Source organism: Corynebacterium sp. KPL1995, from assembly GCF_000477935.1.
Classification (GTDB): Bacteria; Actinomycetota; Actinomycetes; order Mycobacteriales; family Mycobacteriaceae; genus Corynebacterium; species Corynebacterium pseudodiphtheriticum.
This window is the reverse complement of the sequence record NZ_KI515715.1, coordinates 404,179-430,499: the sequence shown is the minus strand read 5'-3', so window position 1 is coordinate 430,499 and position 26,321 is coordinate 404,179. Positions and strand designations below refer to the sequence as shown.

Sequence of the window (26,321 nt, the reverse complement as noted above, 5' to 3'; positions counted from 1 at the left end):
CACAGCGCCAACCCGGGTGCTCCCAGAGCAATCCGCGCTCACGCGCGCCCGTTCCCGCATGGACCGTGCTCTTGCAGCCGCGCGCGACACCCCGGCCGGGGACATCCCCGTCGGGGCAGTCGTGTTTGGCCCAAGCGGCACACCGATCGCGGCGGCCACCAACCGTCGGCAAGCGGACAATGACCCCACCGCACACGCCGAAGTGCTGGCGCTGCGTGCGGCGGCAGAAAAACTCGGGCGCTGGCGTTTAGAGGACTGCGAGCTCGTGGTCACCCTGGAACCCTGCGTGATGTGCGCTGGGGCCGCAGTGGCCGCGCGGATAGGCAGCATCGTGTTTGGCGCGTGGGAACCGAAAACCGGGGCGTGCGGGTCATACGTGGATGCGGTGCGCGCGCCCGGAGCCTTGTACGTGCCGGAAGTCCGCGGCGGGGTGGCAGAATACGAAAGTCAGCGGCTAATTCACAGCTTCTTTTTAGACTTGCGGCGGTGATCTCCGGTACAGTGGTTCCTGTTAGCTTCACAAACGTTTCCTAGGAGGGAAAAGATTATGGCTGATGCAGAAAGCTTCCTGGATAAGGCTAAGGCTAAGGGCAAAGAGATCGTTGGCGAGGTTTTCGACAACGACCAGATGAAGAACGAAGGCAAGGGCGAGGCTGCAGCTGCTGAGGCTAAGGGCACCGCTAACGACGCCAAGGACAAGGTCGAAGACAAGGCTGGTGACCTGAAGGACAAGGCTTCCGAGACCCTCGGCAAGCTGACCGACGACAAGTAAATTGTCTGCTTAAAACACCCGGTTAGCTGTGCTGGCCGGGGTTTCCGCCCGTTCGCGTGCGGTGCATTGTGCACCGTGTGCGGCGGGCGGTTTTTGCGTGTTTGGGGTGTGCGGTGGGGCGGGGTGGGCATGGCTTTTGGGGGCGCTGCGTCGGCGGTGCGGGCGTAGATGCGTGCCGACGGCTGCGCTGATGCCCGGGGTCCGTGCTGATGCCTGGATTTGGGGTCTGTTTTGGTGCATTTTTACAAATAGTGGTCGGTTTGGGGCCTGTTTTGACCGACTATTTGTAAAAATGCACCAAGATTCCTATTTGCCAGCCGTCAACCCGCCGCGGCAACTCGGCCGTCAACCCGGCGCGGGATTTGGACGCCCCGGATTTGGACACAGCCCGCGGTCTGTTCTATCCTTATCGGCGGTGGCGTGTCCGAGCGGCCGAAGGTGAACGCCTCGAAAGCGTTTGTTGGGTAACCCCCAACCGCGGGTTCGAATCCCGCCGCCACCGCCATTTTTCGAGCAGATCCTTAAACCAAGGGTCTGCTTTTTTAATATCGACAACAGTGCTCGCTAGCAGCATTGGCTTGATCATGACGGTGGCATGTGCACACCAACACCTGCGTACAACGCCATGTTCGAAACCGCAACGCGCTAGCAGCAGCGCACAAGATGAGGCAAGACGAGGTAAGGCGAACAACGTGGCAAAGTTTTTGTACCGGCTGGGATTATTCTCGTTTCGCCATAGCTGGAGCGTGATCATCGCCTGGGTCGTGATCCTGGCGGCCTCCGTCGGCGCGGCATTGAGCCTGTCGGGTTCGTTCACCGGCGATTTCGAAATCGATGACACCCCGACGATCGACACCACCAAGCGCGTCGTCGAGCTGTTCCCCGAAGACGGAAACCCGGCCGCCGCAGCCACGGTGAACCTGGTGTTCCAAGCCCCGGAGGGCGAAAAGCTCAGCGATCCGGACAACACTGCCGCGATTGACGACGTCATCGCCAGCCTGGAAGAAAACCTGGTCATCGAGAACGAGCTGCGCTTCGGCAACCCGGTCACGCTCTCCCCGGAGCTGGTGGAAACCGTCGAGCGCATGGGCGTCGAACAGGGCCTGCCGGAGGAAACCGCCCGCCTGGACGCGGAACATTTGCGCCTGCTTAACGACGACGAAACCATCGGCTGGACCACCTTCAAATTTGATGCACCGAACGCCTATGAGGTGCAGCCGGAACAGTACGACGCCGTCTACCAGGCCATGGATATTGGCCGCGACGCTGGCTTGACGGTGGAAGCTTCTGGTGAGGGATTCGGTGACCCGATCGAGATCGAGTTGTCCAACGAGTGGATTGGTTTGTCCATCGCGTTCTTGGTGTTGGTGGTGACCTTTGGTTCGTTGATTGCGGCGATTCTGCCGATTATCACCGCGATTGTGGCTGTGGGCATTGGTGCTTTGTGGGTCATCACGGCCACCGGTTTTGTTGAGCTGAATGACATGACCCCGGTGTTGGCGCTCATGGTTGGCCTGGCTGTCGGCATTGACTATGCGCTGTTTGTGATGTCGCGCTACCGCAGCGAGCAGCAGCGCCTGCCGAATGACAAGGCCATCGCCCTGGCTTGTGGCACCGCGGGTTCGTCGGTGGTTTTCGCGGGCCTGACCAACTTCATCGCGCTGGCCATGTTGTGGGTTGCGCAGATCGAGTTTCTTACCGCTATGGGCTTGGCCGCGGCAGCGACCGTCGCGCTGGCTACCGTTGTCCCGTTGACGCTGCTGCCAGCTATTTTGGGTTTGCTTGGCGATCGCGCCTTTGGTTTCGCACTCCCCGGTATTGCGGGTCGCCCGCGTCGCAATGGCAAGAAAAAGCAGGGCCCGACGATGGGCCGACGCTGGGTGGGGTTTGTGCAGCGTTTCCCGGCGCTGTTGTTGCTGCTGGTCGTGCTTGGTTTGGGTGCGGCTGCTACTCCGTTGACGCGCTTGGAGCTCGCGTTGCCGAACGACACCACTGGTAACCCGGAAACCACGCAGCGCAAGGCCGCGGATTTGAAGGCGGAGGGGTTTGGTCCGGGCACGAATGGTCCGTTGTTGGCGCTTGTCGACGCGCACACGGTCAACGAGGATGCTGTCGCGCTGCAGTCGCTGATCGAGTTGCAGGGGGAAGCTGAAGAACTCACCCGCGAGGATAAAGCCGCCCGCGCGAGCTACCTGTACACCGTCAATCAGATCAATACTTTGGCCGCTGTCGACCATGCTCAATTGGTTGCGCTTGCCGACGACGGCCGCGCCGCCCAAATCTTGGTCACCCCGAAAACTGGCCCGGCTGATCCCGCCACCGTCGATTTGGTGGAAAACCTCAACCGCGTCAACGCTGAGGTGGAGCGCGCCACGGGTGTTAGCGTTGGCCTGACGGGCTTGACTGCGGTGCAGGTGGATATCACCGAGCGCCTGGCTCAGGTTATGCCGGTGTATCTGGCGGTAGTCGTCGGCGTGGCTGTGCTCTTGTTGATCATGGTTTTCCGGTCCCTGTTGGTGCCGCTGGTCGCTGGGGCCGGGTTCCTGCTTTCGGTGGGCGCGGCTTTTGGCGTCACGGTGCTGTTTTGGCAGGAAGGCCTGGGCGGCTTCGTCGACGCCCCGGGGCCGTTGATCTCGTTTATGCCGATCTTCCTCATTGGCCTGACTTTCGGGTTGGCCATGGATTATCAGATCTTTTTGGTTACCCGCATGCGGGAGGCTTTCGCTGCGACGCACGGGGATGGTTTGCAGAAATTCGCCCGCCACGACCCGGATGCGCGCGATTACAACCAGATCGACTATTCCACCATTGCTGGGTTTAGCCAGGGCGCGCGCGTCGTCACGGCGGCAGCTGTCATTATGATCGCGGTGTTCGTTGGTTTCATTGGCCAGCCGTTGCCGTTTATCAGCATTTTCGGTTTTGCGTTGGGTGTGGCGGTGCTTTTCGACGCCTTCTTCATCCGCATGACGTTTGTGCCCGCCGCGATGTTCTTGATGGGGCGCGGTAACTGGTGGTGGCCGCGTTGGCTGGACAAGGTGACCCCGCACCTGGATGTGGAAGGCACTAGCCTGGAAGATGACGACGAGGTGGCGGCGCTGGATCGGGAAGAGCAGCAGAGTGAGCATGCGATGCGCAACGAGCAACCCAGCAAGCATCGCACAATAAATTAAACACGGCACGATAAATTAAGCGCAGCACGGCAAATTAGCCACCGGAGGTCGCATTAGCCGCAGCACGATAAACTAGCGGCTATGACCGATCTGAGTTTCACCGTCAACACCCACCTGGATCTAGCGGGAATGCAGGGCCGCACGGGCACGATCACCACTCCGCATGGCCCGATTAATACCCCGGCGTTTATCCCGGTGGCCACCAAGGCGACGGTGAAAACGCTGAGCCCGGAGCAGATTCGGCTCACCGGTGCGCAGGCGATCTTGTCCAACGCGTACCACCTGTACCTGCAGCCGGGGCATGACATTGTCGACGAGGCCGGTGGCGTCGCCAAGTTTGAAAGCTGGCATGGGCCCACCTACACCGATTCCGGTGGTTTTCAGGTGATGAGCCTGGGCGTGGGGCATAAAAAGACCATCAAGATGGATTATGAGCAGGAGATGGCGGAGTTCACCCCGCGGAAGGTGAATAAGGATTCGTTGGCGATTGTCGACGAAGACGGCGTGAATTTCCGCAGCGTGTTGGACGGTTCGCGGCACCGGTTTACTCCGGAGAAGTCGCTGCAGATCCAGCACGGTTTGGGCGCGGATATCATGTTTGCGTTCGACGAGTTGACCACGCTGGTCGATACCCGCGCTTACCAGGAAGAATCCGTGGCGCGCACGCATCGCTGGGCGGAGCGGTGCTTGGCAGAACACGACCGGTTGACACGGGAGCGTGCGCACCGGCCGAAGCAGTCGCTGTGGGGCGTGATCCAGGGGGCGCAGCATGAGGATCTGCGCAGGCAGGCCACCCGCGGGCTGGTGTCGTTATCACAGGAGGCCGAGGCTGCCGGTCGGCGTGGTTTCGGTGGCTATGGCATTGGTGGCGCGTTGGATAAGGGGATGCTGGGCACGATCGTCGGCTGGGTGTGCGAGGAGCTTCCCGACGATAAACCTCGCCACCTGCTGGGCATTTCCGAACCGGACGACGTGTTCTGGGCGATTGAAAACGGCGCGGATACCTTCGATTGCGTCTCGCCGACGCGCCTGGGCCGCCGCGGTGGTGTCTACACGCTGGATGGCCGAATGAACCTGAAGAACAAGCGCTTCGAGCGGGACTTTTCTGGTGTCGATGAGGAATTCGGCGGCTATGTTTCGCAGAATTACTCGCGCGCGTATATTCGGCACTTGCTCAAGGCCAAGGAATTTCTGGCCGGTACGTTGTGCACGATCCACAACCTGGAATTCATGATTCGCCTGGTTGATAACATCCGGCAATCGATCGACGGCGGTTATTACCGCGAGTACCGCGATGAATTCCTGGGCCGGTACTATGCACACACCAAATAGCGCTGCTTCGGCTGGTGTAGGGGCTAGCGCTGCTGGCACCGGGGGTGTTGGCCGTTACGCGCCGTCGCCGACTGGGGACCTGCACTTTGGCAACCTGCGCACCGCGGTGGCGGCGTGGTTGTTTGCGCGTGCCGACGGGCTGGGCTTTGTGGTGCGCGTCGATGATTTAGATTCGCAGCGGTGCCGGGAACACTTCGTCGACAGCCAGTTGGCGGATCTGCAGGCGATTGGCCTGGACTGGGATGATCGCGGTGCAGAGTTGCGACAGTCGGATCGGGAGGCGGCTTATGCCGCAGCCGTCGACAAGCTGGCAGGCCAGGGGTTGGTGTATGAGTGTTATTGCTCGCGCAAGGAGATCCAGCAGGCGGCGTCGGCGCCGCACCAGCTTCCGGGAGAGTACCCGGGTACGTGCCGGGATTTGAGCGAGGTGCAGCGCGTGAAAAAACGCGAGGAACTTGCTGGGCAGGGACGGGTTCCGGCGTTGCGGCTGCGTGCGGGGCGCAGCGAGTTCAGCATCACCGACCGGTTGCACGGCGAATACACCGGCCGGGTGGATGATTTTATTGTGCGTCGTGGTGGCAATGCGGCGCAGGCGCGTGATTATGCCTATAACCTGGCTGTTGTGGTCGATGATGCGCACCAGCAGGTCACGCAGGTGGTGCGGGGGAATGATTTGTTGTCGTCTGCGCCGCGGCAGGCCTATCTGGCGCAGCTGTTGGGTCTGACTGCGCCCGAGTATGTGCACGTCGGGTTGGTGGTCAACGCCGACGGGCAGCGGCTGGCGAAGCGCGATGGCCCGATTTCTTTGCGCACCATGCCTGCCGCTCGAGTCGTCGGCGAGATTTTCGCATCTATTGGCTGCGCTGGTGCGACGTCGTTGCACGAAGCTCTCGAGAGTTTCTGCCCGGAAGCGCTTGCCGACGACTACGTGTGGGCAGGACGCTAGCAGCGTTAGTATGCCAGCGCGCTAGCGCGACTGTGCCGGTCACCGGGCGTTACTTACCCAATTGCGCTGCGTAGACCTTCGCGAGCGTCGCCAAGCTGGCATATAGGGTGGCGTCGTCACAATCGATCAGCCACAGCTGCGCGGTACCAAACAGTGCGCCGAGGATATTTTCAGCTAACATATCCGCTGGCTGGGCCCAGGTTTTCCCGGTGGCTGCGGCGAGGTAGTCCAGGATGCTGCCGATCAGTTCGCGATAGCTGGCGTTGGATTCTTGCATGATGACCCGCAGCTGCTCATCCCGGGCGCACATTAGCGCGAGTTCTTGCTGCGCGGCTTCCTCCCACGGGTCACCGATCAAGTTATCGGCGTAGCTGGCAAAAGCGGCGTGCAGGATGCCTTCTGGGGAAACGGCCTGCTCTGCGGGGCTTGCCGCATGGTCCGGGGTTGCGGCCGAACCGGTGGCCTGCTCTGCCGGGCTTCCCGCATGTTCCGAGGTGTTGGCTTCCGGGGCGGCGAAGCGTCGAAAAGCAGCCGTCGAGCGATCAATATCGTCCCGGACGACGGCGCGGATCAGCTCGTCTTTCGAGTGGAAGGCGTAGTGCACCGAGCCATGCGGCACCCCGGCTTCCTTGGCGACGGCGCGCGTTGTCAAGCCGAATGCCCCATCGCGGGCCATGACGGTGTGGGCGACGGCGGTGAGTTCGCGGCGGCGTTGCTCGGCGGGGATACGTTTGCGGGACTGCTGGGAGCCAGAGCTGGGGCTAGAGCTGGAACTAGCGTCGGATTCGGTGTTCGGGTGTGTGCTGCTCATCGCGGTGAAATCTCCTGCGGGTGGTGGACGGATTCCTCGATGCGGCGGGAATATTCGCGGATGCCCCACCAGCCGGCGGCTGCCGCGCCCAGGGCGATGAGTGCGCCCGCACCGGTGGCGACATTCATGCCGGTCAGGTAGGCGTCGTTGGCGGCGTCGATGAGCTGGCGTGCCTGGTCGGCGGGCAGGCTAGCGGCGATCTCGTGTGCCCCGCCGAGGGTATCGCGGGCACTGACGGCCTGTGCGCCTTCCAACCCATGCTCGTCGGCATGCAGGTTCCGCGCATACACTCCTAGGCCCAGGGTGCCGAGCAGGGCGGTGCCCATTGCGCCACCGAATTCGTAGCCGGTTTCCGAAATCGCCGAGGCCGCCGAGGCGCGCGCCGGGGGAGCGGTACTGAGTACAACCTCGTTGGTCAGCGTTTCCGAGAAGCCGATGCCGAAACCGACCGCGGCCGCCGCGACCACGACCAGCAGCATCGTCGTGCCAGTATCCAGGAAGGATGCCAGCCCGAAGCCGAGCGCGGTGATCAGAGAACCAATGGTGATGACCTTCCGGATGGAGACCCGCTTGGCGACGGACGGTGAGATGAATGTGCCGGTCATCGTCGCCACGGCCAGCGGCAGCATCCACAGGCCCGCGCTCATGGAGCTATGGCCTTTGACCAGCATGAGGTACTGCGGATAGAAGAAGGTGAGCCCCAGTAGTGCGAGGGTGGCCAGCATGTTGACGGTGATCGCGGCGGCGAATCCGGGGCGCGCGAAAAGTTCCAGGTCGATCATCGGGTTGGGGATACGGCGCTGGCGGCGGATGAATAGCGCGATGAAAGCGATACCCGCAACTAACGCGACGACGGAGGCCACCGATGGTTGCTTGATCAGGGTTTTCAGCGCGTAAACGACTGGGAGCAGCCCGGCGATGGACAGCGCAGCCGAAGGGTAGTCGAATTTCTGCGGGTTCGGGTCGCGCGATTCTGGCAGCAGGTACCACGCGGCGGGTAGGAATAGCGCCATGACCGGGGCGTTAATTAGGAACACTGAGCCCCACCAGAAGTGTTCCAGCAGCAGCCCGCCGAGCACCGGGCCGAGCGCGCCACCGCCACCGAAGGCGGCTGCCCACACGGCGATGGCTAGGCGTCGTTCGTGCGCGTTGTCGAAGATGGTGCGGATTAACCCCAGTGTCGACGGCATGAGGGTGGCCGCGGAGGCACCCAGGGCGGCGCGGGCGAGAATCAGTAGCTCCGGGTTGGGTGCGAATGCCGTCGCCAAGGAGGCCAAACCGAATGCGGGGGCGCCGATCATGAGCATGCGTTTGCGGCCGAAGCGGTCGCCGAGCGAGCCCGCCAGAATGAGCAGCCCTGCCAGCAGGAAGCTGTAAATATCGATGATCCACAGCATTTGCGCGGAAGTGGGGCCGAGGCCTGCGCTGATGGCGGGCACGGCGATGCTGATAACGCTCATGTCGATACTGAGCAGCAGTACGGGACCGACGAGTGTCGCGAGCGCGAACCAACGTGCCGCGGGGGATTGCATCGCTGTCATGGGTTTTCAGTACCGCCTTGTGGGTTGAGATATGGGTTGAGATCTGTGTTGAGGTTTTACTTGAGGTGCAGGCTGCGATCTGTAGTGCGAACGCGACCTATTTGGCCGGGTGGCCAAGTCGACTTCCGCTAGTCTGCCATAAACTTGGCCGTCTGGCCAATAGTGGGGCGTGAATATGTAACGTGATTTATGCGACAGCCTGCCTTATAGTTGCTTAGCAGTTGTCTCGGAATTTGTTGAGAAATGCTGGGAGCAGCAAAACAACAAAAACGGCAAAAACAGCAAAGAGAACACACCCCAGAATTGAAGAACAGCTACAAGGAGAGCGGCGATGGCGGAAAATGATGCCGAAGGTGCGGGCACAAAAGCCAAACGCATCTTGCGGGAGGTGACGTACCCGCACAATATTCACCCCGCGATGGTGCCGGGCGTGTCCGTGGAGGATCAAAAGATCCGCTATCGCGTCGACAAGCCCATGCTCACCGTGGTGGGAGGCTTGGTTGTGGCGTTCATCCTGTGGGGCGTGCTGGCTCCGGAACAGGTTTTTGATGTCTCCTCCACGGCCCTGGATTGGATCATGACCAACCTGGGTTGGGTGTTCACCATGATCGCCGTGGTGCTGTTCTTTGTGCTACTGGTGCTCGCGTTCTCCAAATACGGACGCATCCCGCTGGGGTTGGACGATGAGAAGCCGGAGTATTCCACGTTGTCCTGGGCAGCGATGCTGTTTGCGGCTGGCATTGGCATCGGCATTATTTTCTTCGGGCCGTATGAGCCGCTCAGCCACTATTTATCCCCACGGCCGGGCGCGTATGAGGCCGCCAGCGAAGAAGCAATCAAGGGTGCAATGGTGCAGTCGACGCTGCACTGGGGCGCGAGTGCCTGGGCGATTTACGGAATCGTCGGCTTGTGCGTCGCCTATGTTTCTTTCCGACGCGGCCGCGTACCGCTGATGAGCTCGATCATGCTGCCGCTGCTGGGCAATAGGTCGACGGATTCGCTGCCAGCGCGCATTATTGATGGTTTGGCGATCATTGCCACGCTGTTCGGTACCGCCGCCACATTGGGTATTGGATCTTTGCAGATCGCCAGCGGGTTCGAAGTGGTCTCTGGCTGGTCGACGGCGGGCAATACGGTTGCACTGATCATCATCATGGTGCTGACCATTGCGACGATCGCCTCGGCAGTCTCCGGCGTGGCCAAAGGCATCCGAGTGCTGTCGAATATCAACTTGGTGCTCTCGATCGGCATCGCGGTGTTTTTCTTTGTCGTTGGCCCGACCGCGTTTTTGATGAACGCATTGCCAGCGGTGATGATCGAGTATTTCGCATCGTTCGGTGATGCGATGTCCGCGCACATGGGGGAAGGCGAAGAGATGCAGGCGTTCTTGTCTGCGTGGACCACGTTCTACTGGGCGTGGTGGATTTCCTGGGCACCATTCGTCGGGGTGTTCGTCGCCAAGATTTCGCGTGGGCGCACCATCCGCCAGTTTGTGCTGGGTGTGTTGTTTATTCCGTCGACCATCATCATGACGGCGTTTGCTGTGCTGGGTGGTACGACGATTTGGCTGCAAAACCGTGATCATTCGATCGCGCCTGATGGCACGGCAGATACGATGCCGGCCCCAGAAGAGATTTTCTTTGTGGTGCTAGACCAGTTGCCGGGCGCGCACATTATTGCGCCGATCATCATCGTGGTGTTGATTATTTTCTTCGTGACGACGGCAGATTCGGCGTCATTGGTGAACTCGCAGCTATCACAAAAAGGTAACCCTAACCCGAACCCGTGGATTACGACATTCTGGGTTTTATGTATGGCTGGTATCGCCGTAGTGATTTTGCTTTCGGGCGGACAGGACGCGCTACGCGGTATGCAGAACCTGGTGGTGGTTACGGCGTTGCCGTTCGCGTTCATTTTGATTTTGATGTCAGTGGCATTGTTCAAAGAGCTGCGGAATGACCCATTTACCGTGCGCCGGATTTATGGCGACCGCTTGGTGGCGAATTCGGTAAAACAAGGCGTGTCGAAATACGGCGACAACTTTGCGTTGTCGATTGAGGAATGCCCACCGGATAGCGATTATTCTGCTGGTGGTAACTGGGATTCGCATGCCACCGAGAATGTTGGTTGGTACACGCGCACCGACGAGCAGGGGCGCGCCATTGAATACGATTACGAGACCGGCGAGTACCTGGAAGATGTAGAACCGTACGAAGCGACTGAACGTGCTGCACGTGGGATAGCCGAGCAGGTTGCGATGGACGGCGGAGATGTCGCTGACGACGCTGGCGATACTGACGACGCTGGTGGCGCTGGCGATACTGACGACGCTAACGACATTGTTGACACTGACGACGCTGGTGATACTGGCGACGTGAAGTCTGGAAACTCTAGCGGGTCTTAACGTCCGTAGTGGTATCTGCAGGAGGCAATGCGAATTTCATCGCCGAAAATTTTATAAACTAGCCGGTGCTCATCTGTGATTCTCCGAGACCAATAGCCTAGAAATCCCGTTGAGTGCCTTCGCCATTTTCGAGCTGTTCAATTGAGGCTAGTAGTCGGCGAGCGTTAGCCGGGCTTTTGAGTAGGTATACGGTTTCCTTTAATGATTCATAATCATCAAGGGAGACGACCACTACCGGCTCGTGTCCTGCGCGTGTAATGATGACTTCTTCACGATCATTAGCCACGGTATCAAGCATCTCAGCATAGTGTGCTTGTGAATCGGAAAAAGACATGGTTTTCATAGGCGCCTCACGCTTCTTTTTATCGGTACAGAAATTTTACGCTGGTGCTTTTATGGTGGCAATCTTTGTGCTCCTACAATGAAGCAGGTGACCGAATCGCCGCACCTGCACCATGAACCGCCCGCAGCGCAGCGGGAAAGCACTGGGCAGTCAGCAACTCCGCCGACCCTGCCACCAGCCGGGCCCGCATGGGCTGCTGCGGTGATGGGCAGTGCCTCGCTCGCGCAGGTCGTAGAAATCTACTGGGGTGTCAGCGGTGCCGGGCACCCCGCCGCGGTGGCGTGGTATTTCATCGGGACGGCCATGCTGGTGTGGATCATTGCGGGGTTTGTGCGGCACCGCAACCCGCAGTTTGTGCCCGAACACCTCCCGGCGTGGGCGATGACGGCGATGGGGATTCTTGCGTTGTCGATGGCGACGTCTGTGGTGCTCGGCTGGTGGTGGTTACATACTCTCTACTGGGCAATCGGCACGGTGCTGGCTTTCGTGGTTTCGATTCGTTACCTGTTCCACCTAGTGCATTTGCCCAGGGCTGAATATTCTTCGGTGAATTTCACGTGGTCATTGCCGTTGCTCGCGCCGGTGGTGAACGCGGCGTCGGCGGGAATGCTCGCCCGGCATATCACCGATGCCGGTGGTAGCGGCACACTATCGTTTCTTGTGCACGCTATCGGCGTAGTCGGTTTGTTGCTGGTGTTGGTGACAGCTGTGCCGTTGCTGGTGGCGATTTATAGTGGGTTGGGGCGGAAGAAACTAAAAATACCGCTGAATTTCACCACTATTTATTGGATCCCGCTCGGGTTGGTCGGTCAGGCTACGGCCGCGGCGCAGTTGTTGGGGCGCAGCGAACCATGGGGCAGTATTGCCTACGGTTTTGGCGTGGTGGCCATGGTAATCGGCATTCCCGTAGTGATTATTGCGGCCTCGAAACACTGGCCACAAGTATTCCGCAATTCCATGGCGTATAACCCGACCTGGTGGTCCTGCGTGTTCCCGTTGGGAACTGTGGTCTCGGGCCTTAACCAAATGAATAACGCCAGCGGGCAAGTCATGTGGATTGGCATCGGTAATGTGCTGTTGTTGCTGCTCATTGCGCACTGGTGCTGGGCGTTTTTCGGTGGTGTGCGTTATGTTCAGCAGCGGCGCGGTTAGTTCGATCTGCCCGGGGCCCGTGGACTAATTACTTTTGCCCTATTTGCCACCGTCGCAGACCAACCCATCCCAGCCCCAACACGACCAGCACCACGAACCCGCCGGAAGCCACCGCCGCCGCGCTATAAAAATTCACAAACACTGAGGCCACAGCCAATACCCCGATCGCCCCTATGCGCCCGACGACGCCCACCAGCGAGGTCACAGCACCGATGCGTTCCACTGACGACGCCCGCCGCACCCCGAAGGCGGAATAGTTGGCAAAAACGATCAGTAAAAACGCCAGCGCCCCGTAAAACACCAGGTATACCCAGCCGTCGACAAGATACGACAGCCACGCCAACCCCGGGAACGCCACCACACCGGCAACCACGAGCGCGCGCCGCTGGAACAGCACCTCCGGGCGAATAAAAGAAGCACCAAACGCCATCCCGATAAACAGCAAATATAAAAACAGCAGGTGCGACTCTCCGAAGCCCTTTTCCAAGCCGACGGCCTGCCACAATTGAAAATGCAACTGTAAAAACGCCTGCGCGATCACCGCAAGCAGCAAAAATTGCCGCAACGCCGCCGAATTCCGCATCTCCTCCACGGTCGCACGCGCGTGTGATCTAAGCTCCTGCCACAGCCTGAGCGCACCGCCAATCCGTGCAGCATCATGCTTGTCGACGCTCGCCCCGGCTTCATTCTCGCCAACGCTTGCCACCTTGTGTTGCTCCGGGATCCGGAAGAACAACGCGATCGTGACGACGGAAATCACCGTGGCTCCAACAGAAATGAAATAAATATTCGCGCCCACCGACAAATACAGCAGTGCGCCGATGGTGCTGCCGATCATCATGCCGAGGTACGCACTTTGCCCTTCCTTGCGCACCAACCAGGAAATGCGTGATTCAACATGATCCGGCGCACCCACCGTGCCCTCTAGGCCATCCACCGTGCTTGCTGATACGCCTTGCCGGTTTTTCGCATTGTTGATCAGCGCGGCATCCAGGGTGCCGGATTCTAAGGCAGTCGCCAAGCCATAAATGACCCAGGCCAGCAGCATTAACGGAAAGCCGTGCCCGAAGATCACTACCAGGAAGAACGCGCAGAATACTAGCCGGGAAATGAAATACAGCGTGCGACGGCTGATCATGTCTGCGATGGCGCCCGAGGGGAATTCGAAGAGCAATACCGCGACGCTAAAACCGGCTTGGACCAGCAGGATCTGCGACAGGGTTAATCCCTTGTCCAGCAGCAGCGGCGTCAAAATCGCGTGCGGGACCGTCAGCGCGAGGTTCATCAGCAACTCGGCGGCAAAAAATGGCGTGGCGACGTCGGCAAGAACGCGCAGCTGCTTCCCGGACTGCATGCGCCCTTGCTGGCTGGTTTTCGGTCGCGCCACGGTGGTCCTTATTGCTGAGTTTTGCCTATCTTGATCATCTGATTGACAAAACAATAGCACTGTGACCGGGGCAAACAATAGTTGATGAAAATTGGGCCCCGACCTTACTGTGATGTAGGTCGCGTCTAGAATGGGGTGGGTGACGAAAACGCCCCACTTGCACCACGAACCGCCCGCGCCGCGACCGAAACGCGCTGCACTGAGCCTGCCGCCCGCTGGCCCCGGGTGGGCGGCGTCTGTGATGGGTACGGCGGCGCTCACACTGGGCGTCGAAGCCTACTGGGGAGCTAACGCCGTCGGTCACGCAGCGGCTGTGGCCTGGTATTTCGTTGCGACGTTCATGCTGGCTTGGGTGATTGTCGGATTTGTTCGACACCATAACCCACCGTTTGTGGCAGAACACCTCCCAGCTTGGGCGATGACCGCCATGGGGGTGCTTTCGCTGTCGATGGCTACCTCGGCGGTTCTTGGCTGGTGGTGGTTGCACACCGTCTACTGGATTTTCGGTACTGTGCTCGCTTTCGTGGTGACTGTCCGGTACCTGGTTTATTTGCCGTCTGCACAGTATTCGGCGGCCAACTTCACCTGGGCGTTACCGCTGCTTGCGCCTGCGGTGGCCGGAGCCCCGGCGGGAACACTGTCCCAGCACATCACTGATACCGGTGGTAACGGAACGTTGTCGTTTCTTGTGCATGCCATTGGCGTGGTGGGGCTGTTGATGCCAATGATTACGGCGGTCCCGGTCCTGGTAGCGGTGTATATCGGCCTGGCGCGACAGAAATTAAAAATGCCGCTGAACTTCACCACCATTTATTGGATTCCCCTTGGTGTGATTGGCCAGACCACAGCCGGGGCGCAGTTGTTGGGGCGCAGCGCACCCTGGGACCATTTTGCCTACGTATCCGGTGTGGTGATTATGGTGATCGGCATACCGGTACTGCTCATCGCGGCCTCGAAAAACTGGCCGCAAGTCTTCCGCAATACCATGGCATATAACCCCACCTGGTGGTCCTGCGTATTCCCGGTTGGAACGGTGGTTGCGGGCTTGAATCAACTGACCAACGCCAGCGGCCATAACGCGTGGATGATCGTCGGCACCCCAATGCTGCTCTTGCTTATTGCGCACTGGTGCTGGGCGTTTTTCGGCGGTGTGCTGTACGTGCAGCAGCGGCGCGGGTGATCGGGTAATTCGTAACCCCTACTTCACATCGAGCTTTTGGTTGGCGAGAAAGCCCAGCCCACACAGCACGACCAGCCAGCCAATAAGCACTGCGGCACCAGCCCAGCCGGTGTGGATGTAGTCGTAGAAAGCGAAGCCGGTGGTCAACGATTCAAAGGTGGTGTTAGGCAGCAATTGGGCGACTGGGCGTAGGAATTCGTAGATCATCGCGGCAGAGGCCAGCAGTTGCTCGACGATCAGCATCCAGACGATCGGTAGCCCGACCGCCGCGATCTGCGAACGCACCAGCGCGGCCAAACCAACCGCAGCCACGGCATACAACGGGTAACCAATGAGCACAGCCCACAGGATGCTGGTGGCTTCACTGGAATCTAGGTGCAAACCAAAAACTGGCGCGACCACGAGCGATATCCCGATAGAAACCGCCAGCAACACCAGCACAAACACCCCGGTGACCAGCATTTTTGCCGCTAACCAGTTCCAACGCTGCGGTTGGGTCAAAAATGCCTGCCCGTGCATGCCGTGCGCCAGATCGCGTGAGGTCGATGCCGCAGCATAGATAATCGCGAGCATCTGAAACAGCCCCCCGGCAATCAGCAGGTCATTCCAATAAAAATCCGTCGTAGCATCCGAGGCGAACAGCCCCATCAACACGACCGGTCCAGCAATCGAACCCACCAGCAGGATCGCGTAGACCCACGTGCTGCGCAGGCTCGTTAGTTTTGCAATTTCTGAGCGGACTACATTCATGGTTTAAGCGCCTTTCCGGGTGGAATATTCTTGGGCATCGGCGGTAGCAGTCAAGAAACGCTGCTCCAGGTTCTGCGATTCGGTGCGCAGACCAATAATTGGGATTTGGTGTTCGGCAGACAGCTTGCCGACGAGCCGGCGGATTTCAATTTCCTCCGTATTTTCCGGAACCTCCAGCGCCAACGCGCCAGCATCCCGCGTCGACACGTCCAACCCGGCTGATTGCAAACGCTGCGTGAGCTTGTCGACGTCGTCGCCACCGGTTTCCACCACCACTTTGGTGCCGCCGCGCAGAAATTCCTCCATGCTGTATTCGCCGATCATCTCACCGCGACCAATCACCACTAGGCGGTCGGCGGTCTGCTCCATCTCGGAAAGCAAGTGCGAGGAAACCAGCACCGCGCGGCCTTCGCTAGCGAGGTGGCGGATGGTGTGCCGCATCCAGCTCACACCTTCTGGGTCCAGGCCGTTGACTGGCTCGTCGAGGATCAGGTGTTTCGGATCACCCAACAACGCGCCGGCCAAACCGAGGCGTTGTTTCATGCCCAGTGAGTATCCGCCGATCTTTTTGTTCGCGGCATCAGAAAGGCCCACGATTTCCAGGCATTCGTCGACACGGGCAGCAGAGATTCCCGCGCCGTAGGCCAGCACCCGCAAGTGCGCGCGCCCGCTGCGGCCCGGGTTAAACCAGGTGGCTTCCAGCAAAGCGCCGACCTGCGCGGGTTTGTTGCGCACCCGGGAAAATTCCGTGCCATCCACGAAGGCCTGCCCGCTGCTGGGCTTATCCAACCCGAGGATGCAGCGCATAGACGTCGACTTGCCGGAACCGTTGGGGCCCAAAAAGCCCGTGACCGCCCCGTCGGGGACCTGGAACGTCAAATCTTTGATGGCGGTTTTCGCGCCATACTTTTTGGTTAGTTGTTCAACTGTGATCATGCCACCAGTATGGCAGCAGCTGCTAGCTGTGTATATAGTGCTGCGGGTGGAAATTCAGGCCTCATACCGGAGTATGAGGTTGTGTTTTGTGGGGCAGTGCGGTGCGTGCGGCCCAGCCTCCGAGGGGGCGGTCAGTCTAGCTCAGCCTAGTCCAGCCCATGATGCACGGCATAGAGCACCGCGTGCACCCGATCACGCGAGTTGGTTTTCCGCAAAATATGCGTGACGTGGGTTTTTACCGTCGGCATGGAGACAAACAGTTCCTGCGAAATTTCTTGGTTCGACAGCCCGCGGGCCATCAACTGCAAGATTTCTGTCTCGCGCGGGGTGAGCGGTTCTGTCGCGGTGTTGTCGCTTGCAGAGTTGTCGCTGGAGCGGTGCTGCTTGTCGACGCCCACGCCGCCCGAGCTTCCGGCGTTGCCAGAGCGCATGCTGCGCAACAGGCGGGCGGTGGCTTTCGGAGAGATGACCGCGGTGGATTCATCCACGGTACGCACTGCCTGCAGTAGATCTTCCGGTTCGCTGTCTTTGAGCAGGTATCCGCTGGCTCCGGCTTCGATTGCGCCGACAATATAATCGCCGTTTTCAAACGTCGTCAAGACGATGATGCGCGTATCCGGGTGAATTTTTAAAATTTCACGGGTTGCGGTGATGCCATCGGTGTCCGGCATTTGAATATCCATCAACACCACGTCCACCGGATCATTCGCTGCCTGGTTAATAGCCACCGTGCCGTTGTCGGCTTGCCAGGCCACCGTGATGTCGTCCTGCGAATCCAGCACCATGGCAAATCCGGTGCGCACCAGCAGCTGATCGTCGGCAAGCCCGACTGTGATTGGGCGCGTCGTGTCCATGTTCATCCTTTGACCGCTCATGTTGGAATCTCCACCGTGACGTTGAAACCGCCTTCATAATACTGCGAGTTGCCCCAGCGCGCGGTGCCACCATGGATACGGGCGCGCTCACGCATGCCCTGCAAACCACGACCGGTAGAATCCACGGCCTCATACACACCGGTTCCTGGAGCATTGTCGACGCTCACGCGTACCGACGAAGCCGCAGACCAGTCGACTTCCAGGCGCGCGTCGGTGGGCCCGGCATGCTTCATGATGTTGGTCAGTGCCTCCTGCACGATGCGATACACCGTCAATCCACGGGCAGGGTCTAACTGTCGACGGGTGCCGGTCTCGTGCCAATCGATATGCACGCCGCCGCGCTGGGCCTCGTGCAACAATTCTTCGATGCGTTCCAGACCCGGCGACGAGGATGTCTCGCGGGTGTCGTCGTCACGCAAAACACTGAGCAACTGGCGCATTTGCGTCAATGCGTCCCGGCCGGTGTGCGAAATGGTGGTTAAAGCCTGCAGTGCGGCCTCGGGGTTATGGCGCGCGGCGTAGCGCCCGCCGTCGGCCTGCGCGATAACCGCGGTGAGCGAGTGGGCGACAATATCGTGCATCTCGCGGGCGATGCGGGTGCGCTCGGTGACTGCGGCGAGTTCCGCGCGGGCGTGGAGTTCTTCTAATCGCAGGCGTCGACGGCGGCTACGCAGCCCCAACTGCCAACACAGCGCGATGGAAAGGAGGGTGATGAAGATGAGCGCGGAATATAAAACGAAAAACTGTTGCAGGCCAAGGGTGCTATCCAGCCCGAGAATCTGGTGTAGGAAAAAATAGCTGCGCACCGTGGACAGCACCAGCGTGCCGACGGCGCCGAGCAGCAGCAACGTCACCCAGAGTTTGCGGCGCACCGGCAGGTTGGCGGCGATGAAATATGCTTGCCAACAGACCACCGCATAGCCCAGCAACGAAAACCCATTGGTGGCAACCGCCAGTACGGTCAGTGTTGCCGCCAATAGCATCAGCGCTGGCTCCGGGCGGCGGCGTTGCCACAACAAACCCACCCAGAGCACCGCGGTGATAGCTGCGGTAAGCGCCCCCGGGGGCCGGGGAGTAAGACCGGGATCGAAATCAACGTCTGCGAGTGACAGCAGCACCAGAACAGGTGTTTGCACCAGTACTTGGCGCCACAAAGACTTATCCCGCATGAGGCTCATGCTGCCAGTCTAGAGCCGTGGCACGAACCTAGAGCCGTGGCACGTACCTAGCGCATGAGTTCGGCGAAGCGCCGCAGGTAGTCAGCGACGAAGTCGCGGGTTTTGTCGTTGTTGAACGCGCCGGCGTCGTCAAGCAAGCTCGGCGACTGTCCCAGGAAGACCTCCGGCTGGCCTGGGGTGGGCATGTCGAAGTAGGAGAGTGCCAGGCGCAGGTTCTTCTGCGAGCTGTAGCCGCCCATGCGTCCGACGGAATGGCTGATGATGCCAGCCGGGAGGTGTTTCCAGGCGACATCTGAGTTTGGTTTGGAGCCGATGTCGATGGCGTTTTTCAGGCACGCCGGGATGGTGCGGTTGTTTTCGGAGGTCACGAACAAGATGCCGTCGGAGGCTTTGATGGTTTCACGGAATTCGGTGTAGGAGTCTGGGGTCTGCACATCGGTGACTTCTGGGTCGTCGTAGTCGAAGTTGTACAACGGCAGGTGCCCAATTTCGACGATGGTGCCGGTGCAATCTTCCGGCAGTAATTCGATGGCTTGCTTGGCGATTTTGCGCGCGAATGATCCGCCGCGCAGGCTGCCGACCAGCACCGTGATCTGCTTTTTCTTGCTTGCCGACGCTTTCTGTGTGGGCGCTGCTTGGGTGGGTGTTGTTTGGGTGTTGTCAGTTGCTGGGTTGTTCATGCGCAACATCCTTTCTTTGTGCGTAGTAGGCTTGCTGACTATTAATGAATAGATATGATGAACAATTAAGTTCAGTAGCATGAAGTCTAACAAAATTTGCGTGAACTAATCTTGCCTGCAAGGAAGGAGCCTGCGATGTCGCAAGCAGTCGACAAAGAATGTGCCTGGCTGGAAGCAATTAGCGTGTTCCAACAATTACGCAAAGGTAATTACCAAGCCGGGGTGGATGCGCTCTGCCCGCCCAAGGGTGAAAGTGTCAAGGGTGCGGGCGTAGAAGGCGCAGGTGTCGAGGGTGCAAAGCTCGCTGGGCAGAGTGAGTACTCCCAAAACGAACAGCAAGAAATAGCCCACGGTCTTATGCGGATGTTGTCGATCTTGTTGCGTGGAGAAGACCAGCAAAAACTCGATGATTTCGTGGATGTTGCGCTGGGGATGGCGCCGCCACCGCGGCGTTAATCGGGTGGTCTTCACCCCGTCACGGTGCTGATAAGACATTCCATCGCCGGTGATCATGCGTTTGGTGCGTTTTTTACAAATAGGCCCGCTGAAAGTGGCCTTTTTCGTTCACTATTTGTAAAAAAGACACAATACGCTGGTCGGGCCCCGGCCGGGCACACTTTTGTCGCATATCCCGCATGTCCCCATATCCCTCGCATAACCCGTCGTTGAGGGTTAAGCGACAAAAGGGGATGCGGACGTTTTGTTAGACACTTTTAACCTCACGCTACCGCAGCCATGCGATAACGTGCGATACTCATACCTGGGGATGCCCGCAAGTGGTGGACACGTAGTTAAGCTGCTTAGTGGTTAAGCAGCGGCTTTCTTTTTGTCAGCTTGATCAGCGATCCGAGCCTCGAAATCGACAGGGCTGATCATCCCGATAGACGAATGTCGACGGCGCCGATTGTAGACAATCTCAATCCAGCGAGCCACCGCCTTCCGGGCTGCATCACGCGAAGCCCATTTCTTCCGATCGTAAAATTCGGTCTTCAATGTCGACCAAAATGATTCTGACATCGCGTTATCAAAGCACACACCAGTCCGGCCGACCGATTGCGCAATCCCTAGTTCTTGGCAGACCTGCCACAACTTCTCGCTTGTGAACTGGGTACCACGATCCGCGTGGAAGACCACACCGTCGGGTACTTCACCACGCAAGGCATGAGCCATACGCAATGCGCGTTCAACCAGATAAGAATCTTGCACACTATCCATGGGCCAGCCTAGGACTCGGCGGGAGTGCCCGTCGCGGATAACGCACAGGTACAGCCAGCCCTTATTCGTGCGTAGATAGGTAATATCCGACATCCACACCCGGTTGAGCTGACCTTGATCAAATAGCCGTTTCACCAGGTCGGCAAGCGTGGACTTGTGCTTGGATTGAATCGTAGTCACCGGAACAAACGCCCTGGGCGAGATGCCCTCAATACCCATCATCCGCATACGCTTGGCCACGGTTTTGCGATTCACATAGACCCCATCCTCAGCGAGTTCTGCGGTAATACGTGGGGCACCGTAGACTTCGTCAGAATCCTCCCAGATGTCATGAATACGCTTGTCCAACTGGTCGAGGAATCTCTGACGCTGATTTTCACCACGATCCCGTACTGCTTGAGCCTTTTCCCATTTATAGTAGCCAGAGCGAGAAACCTGCACTAGTCTGCTCATGCATTTGATGCTGTAATTCGCCTTGCTCTGGCTGTATTAGCTCAAATTTTTCCGATCGCGTTGCGACGCCACGAAGAAGGCGGTGGCTTTTGACAAGAACTCATTATCCATCTTGGCCTCAGCTAACTCACGACGCAGGCGAGCGTTTTCGGCTCGTATATCGGCATCATTGCGGCCATCAGCAAAACCTTGACGTTCTCGTTCAAGCTTGACCCATTTGCCCACAAGGCCTTCGGCTACACCGGTTTCCTTGAGCTACATGAGCGATTGGGCGCCCGGACTCAATGACCAGTCTGGCGGCCTCATGTCGGTACTCCGGGGTGTAGTTTTTCCTTGACGAACTCACAATGAACATCCTCTCCTACGGACACAAGATCCGTACTAATAGGGTGTCCACTAAACGAGGGTAACCTCAGCGCTATGACAAAGATTCGGAATCGCGCGCAAAGCATCGCGTGCGCCCTTGCTGCAGGCAAGGGGGCTTCCCGTGTCTAACGGAAATAGCAGTTTCTCTAAGAAATTTTCCTCCGGGGCTATGATTACTCTCTTGCTAGTGGTTATGGCTCCGCAATTGGGGTTAAGCGTAATCACGCCGTCGTTCGCTCGCATGGCCTCGGACTTGAACGTCAATGTGGCACAGCTCCAATGGACAACGACGATATACATGGCCGGATATGCGCTCAGTATGTTTGTGGGCGGGTTTTTGGCCGAAAAATACGACGCGGTCAAGCTTCAAGCTTTCGGATTAATTGTGTTCAGTATTGGTTCGATACTCTGTGCGTTCTCCCAGTCCATCTTCCCGCTGTCTGCAGGGCGACTCCTTCAAGCCCTGGGAGGGACATCGGCGACTGTTCTTTGCCGTCTAATTATTCGTAGACGTATTGATCCAGCGTTCAGAATTGCACCTTTAGCTAACCTGACTATGGTCATTTCGCTCACTCCTGCTCTAGCTCCCCTTCTAGGGGGAGTGGCCTCCCTCTTTTTTCCTTGGCGAGCCATTTTTGTGGTGCTAGCCGTCCTGGGGATTACCCTGTCCTTGTTGTGCCTCGGGTTTTTGGGTTCGGCGAAAGCCGACGAGCCCTCTTTACCTTCCTTGGCTTCGACCCTATCGTCCATCGGAGCTTCGCTCTCAAACCTTTCGTATTTATGGTATTCGGCAGCGCTCGCCCTGGTGTGGATGAGCTATTTTGGCTTTTTGGCTCTATCTCCAGGTTTCTTCGAAACCAACTATGGGATTACGGGAATCTCCTATGGAGTGTTGATGCTATGGCCTGCAGTAGGGTATTGGTTTGGAAGTTATTTGATAAAGCACACCGCCAACCCGACCAAATTTGCACATACGTCGATCATGGTTTCCGGTCTGGTCGCCTTGGCGGTTCTCTTGGTGGGCTTGGTCGCTCCGGTACTTCCTGCGTGGGTCGTGATTGCAATCTTGTGTACCCAATTCATTGGGGTGGGGGCGACTATCCCGTATAGCCAAAATGGGCAACTCGCTTTACCGTTTCTTTTGCCGGGAGTCTCCACGGGGCTGTTTTTCTTCATTCAGATGATGTCAGGTGCTGTGTATGCGGCGGTAGCCAATTCTTTCGAGGCTACTTCCTTCCGCTCCGTGTTGGCTTTTGTGGCTGCCCCGCAGCTGGTTCTCGGTCTGGCGTTTGTAGCCATTTCACTTATCGGAGGGGGCGGAAAATTTAGAGTTCCCACGAGAAAGTAAAGCACTATTCAAAAAACGCCGCATGATCGATTGGTGGCTATACCTCAAAACCGAACTACCTGACGACCCACTAGAGATCGCCAGGCAGTGCAACTGGGGTCAAGACCAACTCGCCAAAGTCAACGCCTTGATCCACAAAGAAAACCACACCAACCAGCTACCTGGTCAGCCAGCCTTCTACGACCAGGGTATCGATGTTGAATACACACATTCAATCGGTATCCGGAAAGGCCAGATCTAGACAATCGGCGACACGCCGTAAAAACACACTTTTTGGCGTTTAACCCCCCGTCGTTGAGGCCCGGGCTGTGGTGTGAAAAAGAAAAATCTCGAGACACCGAAATAGGAACGATGTCTCGAGACTTCACATTGGCGGAGGATGTGGGATTTGAACCCACGAGGGTTGTGAAACCCGCACGCGTTCCAGGCGTGTGACATAGGCCGCTAGTCGAATCCTCCAGCGAGAACTAAGTCTAACAGTAGATTGCTAGAACGCAAAACCGGGAAGAATTCAGGCAACTTCAGCGCTTTCACCTGCGAGTCTTCTGCGCTTTGTGAGTTTTCCTCGCCTCGCGCGTTTTCCGTGCTGAGCGGCTTCGCAGCTGCCACCACAACACCAGCAACCAGGTAGCAAACCAACCGGCATGCCACCCCCACGGCACCGGTTCTGGCCCAGCACCCGTTTCCGTGATCACACCGTCGGCGTAGACCACAGCAATGCCCAAGCTGCGCAGGCGCTCGTGATCGCCAGCCTCCCACGCCTGTTGTGCCAGGATATAGCGTCGCGATGGCTTGTCGACGAGCGCGCCGTCGACCTCCAGCTCTCCGGAATGAACCACCGGCAAGGCCTTCGTATATGGGTTGATGCTCACCCAACCCGGCGCAGAAACCACCGTCGGGGCATCCGGCAAAAACACCGTGCGGCCGTCGGCACGCTGCAATAAATTTTGATCCAGCCCGGCGGTGACCTCCCGCGGGGCCAGCACTGAGACCTCCGCGGGAGCATCGATGACCTGCAGCACAGCGCAGAACAGCGCAAGCAGCGCCCACAACCGCGGCACACCAGCGGCAGCGCAGCAATACGCGGGAATCGCCAACATCACCAGCTTCTGCGAATCCCGCAACACTCCCGGATCAACCGCAGACAACAGCTCCGGGGCCAGCCAGCCCACCAACGCACCCCCGAGACCCAGCACCGCCAACGCCAACACCGCACGCGGCACCGCGCGACGGCCCAGCCACAGCACGGCAAACAACACCACCCCGAAAATCGCAAACCCTGCCGACCTTGACGCCGGCACCGCCTGCCCATTCCATATTCCTCCCAAGCCCAGTAGTGAACCCAGCGTGCCGACGTAGGTTTCTGCCCGCGGGCCAAAGGCAAAATAACTACTCGTGGCGGCATGCGGGATATCCTGCAACGATGGCACCAGCCACGGCAGGCTGGCCAAGCCTGCAACCACCAGCGTGAGCACGCGCGAACGCCAGCCACGTACGACGAATAACGCAGTGAGCGTGGCAAACAGTGCGCCGGTGGGTGTGAGCGAGGACAGCAGCACCGCCACCAACACCCAGACCAGATGGGTGCGCAGAGCGACGATGACCGGTAGCAGCCAGGCTGCCAACACCAACGACCACTGGCCTTGCAATAAGCGCTCGACGACGAACGGGTTGGCCACCGCGATGGTCATTGCCGTCAACTGCGCGGGCAGTGAGGCAGAGCGGTTGTGTGCCAGGAGCGCCCCGGCATACGCAGCGGCTGCCGCGCCACCGATCAGCAAGACCCGGACTATCCACGAGGCCGGAAACACGACCCCGAGGATCGCCAACACGCCATCTTGTGGGGCATTGCGCGCGGGCAGATCCCCAAAACCAAAGGCCGAGGGCGACAGAGCTGGTGAATCCAGCACGAGCATATCCCGCCAGGCTAGTTCGCCAGCTGCGAAAAATGGCCAGGTGAGAGCGCCAACCAGCAGGCTGGCCCACAACCCGAGGATCAGCAGGCGTGTGTTCATGTGCTAGCCGGCGCTGGGGTCAGTGTCGGTGTGGTTGCTGGCGCTGGGATTGGTGCCGGGGTGGCCGTTGTCGGTGTGGTTGGTGTCGGGGTGGTCGGTGTCGGGGTGACCGATGCCGGAATGGTTAGCGTAGGCGCGCTTCTGGCTGTGCCGGTGCCGCCAGATCATCCACACGGCAGCTGCCAGCAGGATGATGCCGAGGGCAGTGGCCAGAAAACCAATGGCCTCCCAACGTTCCACCACGCGCACCGTCTTGCTGGCCAGGTCTTGTGCTTCCTCGCGGGAGGCGGAATCATATTTCGCGTGCGTGGACAACACAGTGCGCTCCGGGGCTGGCTGCGCCGGAGCGCCATCGGCAGCGAGAAAAACCTCGTAGTGTTCATCGCGGTTGACGATCTGCCCAGTGATCGGTTCTACCCACACCAAGCGGTCCACAGAATAATAGGGGCGCATGGTCACGGTATCCGCGGCGGAAAGATCGCCGGTGATGCGCTCGTCGGCAAGCTCATCGGCGGTATAAAAATCCGTGGCGGGGCCGGTGATCTCCATGGCGTCGAAAAGCTGTGCGGCTGGCTCGTCGAGGATTTTCGGTGACAGCGCCGAGACCGGGGTGGGTGGGCTGAGCAAATCTTGCGGCTGTGAATACGCGCGCAGCAAGGAATTTTGCAGTGGATGGGCCGTAATGGTGTGGCGGTATTCGTAAAACTCTGCGGTGACAGCACCATCTTCATCCTCGCCCTGCTCGATGGTGTCGGCGAAGTCGATGGGAAGCGGTTCTTGGGTGAACAGATCGAAGAAATTGTAGGAACGCTTCTGCGTATCCGGTTCGAAGGCATAGTAAATGCCTGGGCGGGCAAACAGGCCCGTGTCGACGACGGGGGTGTCTGCGTTGTCGTTTCTACCGTCATCATAAAACCGCACGCGCGAGGTAGGGTCAGGGATGCCGATGGCGGATTCGCGGTTGATGGTCACGTCGTTATCAGCGTGACCGACAGGGCGCGCGCTGGTGGCGTCGTCGCTTGTGGATGAGCCTGCGCCGTCGTTGGCAAGCAGCGTGTGGCGTGCTGTAATTTCCGAACGGCGTGCTGGATCGTCCGCATCCTGCGTGGTGCGCAGCAGCGTGATTTCACTGTCGACATGCGTGGTAGTGGTGCTGATATAGCACGAAAAAGTTGGTGTCGCTTCCGGGCAATCGGCGGGGCGGGGAAGCGGCTTGCCAGCTCTGGCGCTGTTGGTTGCCGCAGCAAATTCCGCCGTGTCTAGCAGCTGGGTTTCCGCGTCTTCTGTGCGCGTGTGCACCGTGGTGCCTTCTGGCCAAGAATCGTGGAAGGCCATTACCAGCGGCGGAGCGGCGGCGCCAACCACTAGTGAGGCAGCAGCAGCGGCCACCGTTAACGTGACACGACGGAACATAGTGCTAGCAGTATACCTGCGGCGTTAACTTCTGAGGGCTGAGGCCCAAGCTAA

22 protein-coding genes, 2 tRNA genes and 3 pseudogenes are annotated in these 26,321 nt (G+C 59.0%); 12 read left to right on the top strand and 15 right to left on the bottom strand.

The genetic code is table 11. The features are described from left to right. Positions 1-58: 58 nt before the first annotated feature. Together HMPREF1292_RS01925 and HMPREF1292_RS01920 are read left to right on the top strand one after the other, a co-directional pair. Positions 59-490 (top strand): nucleoside deaminase, encoded by a 432-nt coding sequence (locus HMPREF1292_RS01925; RefSeq protein WP_034645512.1) that lies wholly within the window; start codon positions 59-61, stop codon positions 488-490. A gap of 57 nt (positions 491-547) precedes the next feature. Next, positions 548-772: a hypothetical protein gene (locus tag HMPREF1292_RS01920; protein WP_021352757.1), complete on the top strand. Its 225-nt coding sequence runs from the start codon at positions 548-550 to the stop codon at positions 770-772. A gap of 9 nt (positions 773-781) precedes the next feature. On the opposite strand, the gene HMPREF1292_RS10980 is transcribed toward HMPREF1292_RS01920, so the two are convergent. After that, complete coding sequence (locus HMPREF1292_RS10980; RefSeq protein WP_126925434.1) at positions 782-1,012, bottom strand: hypothetical protein; 231 nt, start codon at positions 1,010-1,012, stop codon at positions 782-784. A gap of 174 nt (positions 1,013-1,186) precedes the next feature. Here HMPREF1292_RS10980 and HMPREF1292_RS01915 point away from each other — a divergent pair. The 4 genes from HMPREF1292_RS01915 (at position 1,187) to gluQRS (ending at position 6,220) form a co-directional block, all read left to right on the top strand. Continuing rightward, positions 1,187-1,277: transfer RNA gene (locus HMPREF1292_RS01915), tRNA-Ser, on the top strand. A gap of 187 nt (positions 1,278-1,464) precedes the next feature. Further along, the gene (locus HMPREF1292_RS01910; protein WP_023018502.1) at positions 1,465-3,942 is read left to right on the top strand and encodes an MMPL family transporter; all 2,478 of its coding nucleotides are present in this window, start codon (positions 1,465-1,467) and stop codon (positions 3,940-3,942) included. A gap of 81 nt (positions 3,943-4,023) precedes the next feature. Further along, positions 4,024-5,274 carry a tRNA guanosine(34) transglycosylase Tgt gene (gene tgt / locus HMPREF1292_RS01905; protein ID WP_023018501.1) on the top strand — a complete coding sequence of 417 codons (1,251 nt, stop codon included), beginning with the start codon at positions 4,024-4,026 and terminating at the stop codon, positions 5,272-5,274. Then, complete coding sequence (gene gluQRS, locus HMPREF1292_RS01900) at positions 5,258-6,220, top strand: tRNA glutamyl-Q(34) synthetase GluQRS (protein WP_034644981.1); 963 nt, start codon at positions 5,258-5,260, stop codon at positions 6,218-6,220. The genes tgt and gluQRS overlap by 17 nt, the downstream gene beginning before the upstream one ends. 49 nt (positions 6,221-6,269) lie before the next feature. On the opposite strand, the gene HMPREF1292_RS01895 is transcribed toward gluQRS, so the two are convergent. Then, positions 6,270-7,031 carry a TetR/AcrR family transcriptional regulator gene (locus HMPREF1292_RS01895; protein WP_023018499.1) on the bottom strand — a complete coding sequence of 254 codons (762 nt, stop codon included), beginning with the start codon at positions 7,029-7,031 and terminating at the stop codon, positions 6,270-6,272. After that, positions 7,028-8,572: an MFS transporter gene (locus tag HMPREF1292_RS01890; RefSeq protein WP_023018498.1), complete on the bottom strand. Its 1,545-nt coding sequence runs from the start codon at positions 8,570-8,572 to the stop codon at positions 7,028-7,030. The genes HMPREF1292_RS01895 and HMPREF1292_RS01890 overlap by 4 nt, the downstream gene beginning before the upstream one ends. Positions 8,573-8,903: 331 nt before the next feature. Between HMPREF1292_RS01890 and HMPREF1292_RS01885 the strand changes: the two genes are divergently transcribed. After that, positions 8,904-10,976 (top strand): BCCT family transporter, encoded by a 2,073-nt coding sequence (locus tag HMPREF1292_RS01885; RefSeq protein WP_023018497.1) that lies wholly within the window; start codon positions 8,904-8,906, stop codon positions 10,974-10,976. On the opposite strand, the pseudogene HMPREF1292_RS10615 reads toward HMPREF1292_RS01885, so the two are convergent. Then, positions 10,973-11,080: pseudogene (locus HMPREF1292_RS10615) on the bottom strand (type II toxin-antitoxin system YoeB family toxin); the annotation flags it as partial. The gene HMPREF1292_RS01885 and the pseudogene HMPREF1292_RS10615 overlap by 4 nt on opposite strands. Next, a complete protein-coding gene (locus tag HMPREF1292_RS01880) occupies positions 11,074-11,319 on the bottom strand; it encodes a type II toxin-antitoxin system Phd/YefM family antitoxin (protein ID WP_023018496.1) in 246 nt (81 codons plus the stop codon). The pseudogene HMPREF1292_RS10615 and the gene HMPREF1292_RS01880, both read right to left, overlap by 7 nt. 78 nt (positions 11,320-11,397) lie before the next feature. Between HMPREF1292_RS01880 and HMPREF1292_RS01875 the strand changes: the two genes are divergently transcribed. Next, the gene (locus HMPREF1292_RS01875; RefSeq protein WP_023018495.1) at positions 11,398-12,471 is read left to right on the top strand and encodes a hypothetical protein; all 1,074 of its coding nucleotides are present in this window, start codon (positions 11,398-11,400) and stop codon (positions 12,469-12,471) included. A 28-nt stretch (positions 12,472-12,499) separates the two neighbouring features. Here HMPREF1292_RS01875 and HMPREF1292_RS10335 read toward each other — a convergent pair whose 3' ends face one another. After that, positions 12,500-13,858 (bottom strand): MFS transporter, encoded by a 1,359-nt coding sequence (locus HMPREF1292_RS10335; protein WP_023018494.1) that lies wholly within the window; start codon positions 13,856-13,858, stop codon positions 12,500-12,502. Positions 13,859-13,988: 130 nt separating this feature from the next. Between HMPREF1292_RS10335 and HMPREF1292_RS01865 the strand changes: the two genes are divergently transcribed. Next, on the top strand, positions 13,989-15,038 hold the full coding sequence (locus HMPREF1292_RS01865) for a hypothetical protein (RefSeq protein WP_023018493.1): 1,050 nt from the start codon (positions 13,989-13,991) through the stop codon (positions 15,036-15,038). A gap of 18 nt (positions 15,039-15,056) precedes the next feature. Here HMPREF1292_RS01865 and HMPREF1292_RS01860 read toward each other — a convergent pair whose 3' ends face one another. The 5 genes from HMPREF1292_RS01860 to HMPREF1292_RS01840 all read right to left on the bottom strand — a co-directional run bounded on the left by HMPREF1292_RS01860 (position 15,057) and on the right by HMPREF1292_RS01840 (position 19,466). Next, entirely contained in the window at positions 15,057-15,788 is a 732-nt protein-coding gene (locus HMPREF1292_RS01860; protein ID WP_023018492.1) for an ABC transporter permease, read from the bottom strand. A 3-nt stretch (positions 15,789-15,791) separates the two neighbouring features. Next, the gene (locus HMPREF1292_RS01855; RefSeq protein WP_023018491.1) at positions 15,792-16,724 is read right to left on the bottom strand and encodes an ABC transporter ATP-binding protein; all 933 of its coding nucleotides are present in this window, start codon (positions 16,722-16,724) and stop codon (positions 15,792-15,794) included. A 146-nt stretch (positions 16,725-16,870) separates the two neighbouring features. Continuing rightward, a complete protein-coding gene (locus tag HMPREF1292_RS01850; RefSeq protein WP_023018490.1) occupies positions 16,871-17,578 on the bottom strand; it encodes a response regulator transcription factor in 708 nt (235 codons plus the stop codon). Between the two features lie 17 nt (positions 17,579-17,595). Beyond that, complete coding sequence (locus tag HMPREF1292_RS01845) at positions 17,596-18,777, bottom strand: sensor histidine kinase (RefSeq protein ID WP_034644980.1); 1,182 nt, start codon at positions 18,775-18,777, stop codon at positions 17,596-17,598. A gap of 47 nt (positions 18,778-18,824) precedes the next feature. Further along, complete coding sequence (locus tag HMPREF1292_RS01840) at positions 18,825-19,466, bottom strand: NADPH-dependent FMN reductase (RefSeq protein WP_232217999.1); 642 nt, start codon at positions 19,464-19,466, stop codon at positions 18,825-18,827. Between the two features lie 126 nt (positions 19,467-19,592). Here HMPREF1292_RS01840 and HMPREF1292_RS01835 point away from each other — a divergent pair, with 126 nt between their 5' ends. Continuing rightward, positions 19,593-19,913 (top strand): hypothetical protein, encoded by a 321-nt coding sequence (locus HMPREF1292_RS01835; protein ID WP_023018487.1) that lies wholly within the window; start codon positions 19,593-19,595, stop codon positions 19,911-19,913. A gap of 351 nt (positions 19,914-20,264) precedes the next feature. Here the strand turns inward: HMPREF1292_RS01835 and HMPREF1292_RS01830 are convergent. Continuing rightward, positions 20,265-21,480, bottom strand: a pseudogene (locus HMPREF1292_RS01830) (IS3 family transposase). Positions 21,481-21,612: 132 nt separating this feature from the next. Here HMPREF1292_RS01830 and HMPREF1292_RS01820 point away from each other — a divergent pair. Further along, complete coding sequence (locus HMPREF1292_RS01820) at positions 21,613-22,839, top strand: MFS transporter (RefSeq protein ID WP_023018484.1); 1,227 nt, start codon at positions 21,613-21,615, stop codon at positions 22,837-22,839. Positions 22,840-22,849: 10 nt separating this feature from the next. Next, positions 22,850-23,080: pseudogene (locus tag HMPREF1292_RS01815) on the top strand (IS256 family transposase); the annotation flags it as partial. Between the two features lie 129 nt (positions 23,081-23,209). On the opposite strand, the gene HMPREF1292_RS01810 reads toward HMPREF1292_RS01815, so the two are convergent. From HMPREF1292_RS01810 to HMPREF1292_RS01800, 3 genes are all read right to left on the bottom strand, one after another. Then, positions 23,210-23,298 (bottom strand) — tRNA-Ser (locus HMPREF1292_RS01810). A gap of 71 nt (positions 23,299-23,369) precedes the next feature. After that, positions 23,370-24,854, bottom strand: a complete 1,485-nt coding sequence (locus tag HMPREF1292_RS01805) for a hypothetical protein (protein ID WP_023018482.1) — start codon at positions 24,852-24,854, stop codon at positions 23,370-23,372. Between the two features lie 3 nt (positions 24,855-24,857). After that, positions 24,858-26,267, bottom strand: coding sequence for a porin PorA family protein (locus tag HMPREF1292_RS01800; protein WP_023018481.1), 1,410 nt, complete (start codon positions 26,265-26,267; stop codon positions 24,858-24,860). Positions 26,268-26,321 lie beyond the last annotated feature (54 nt).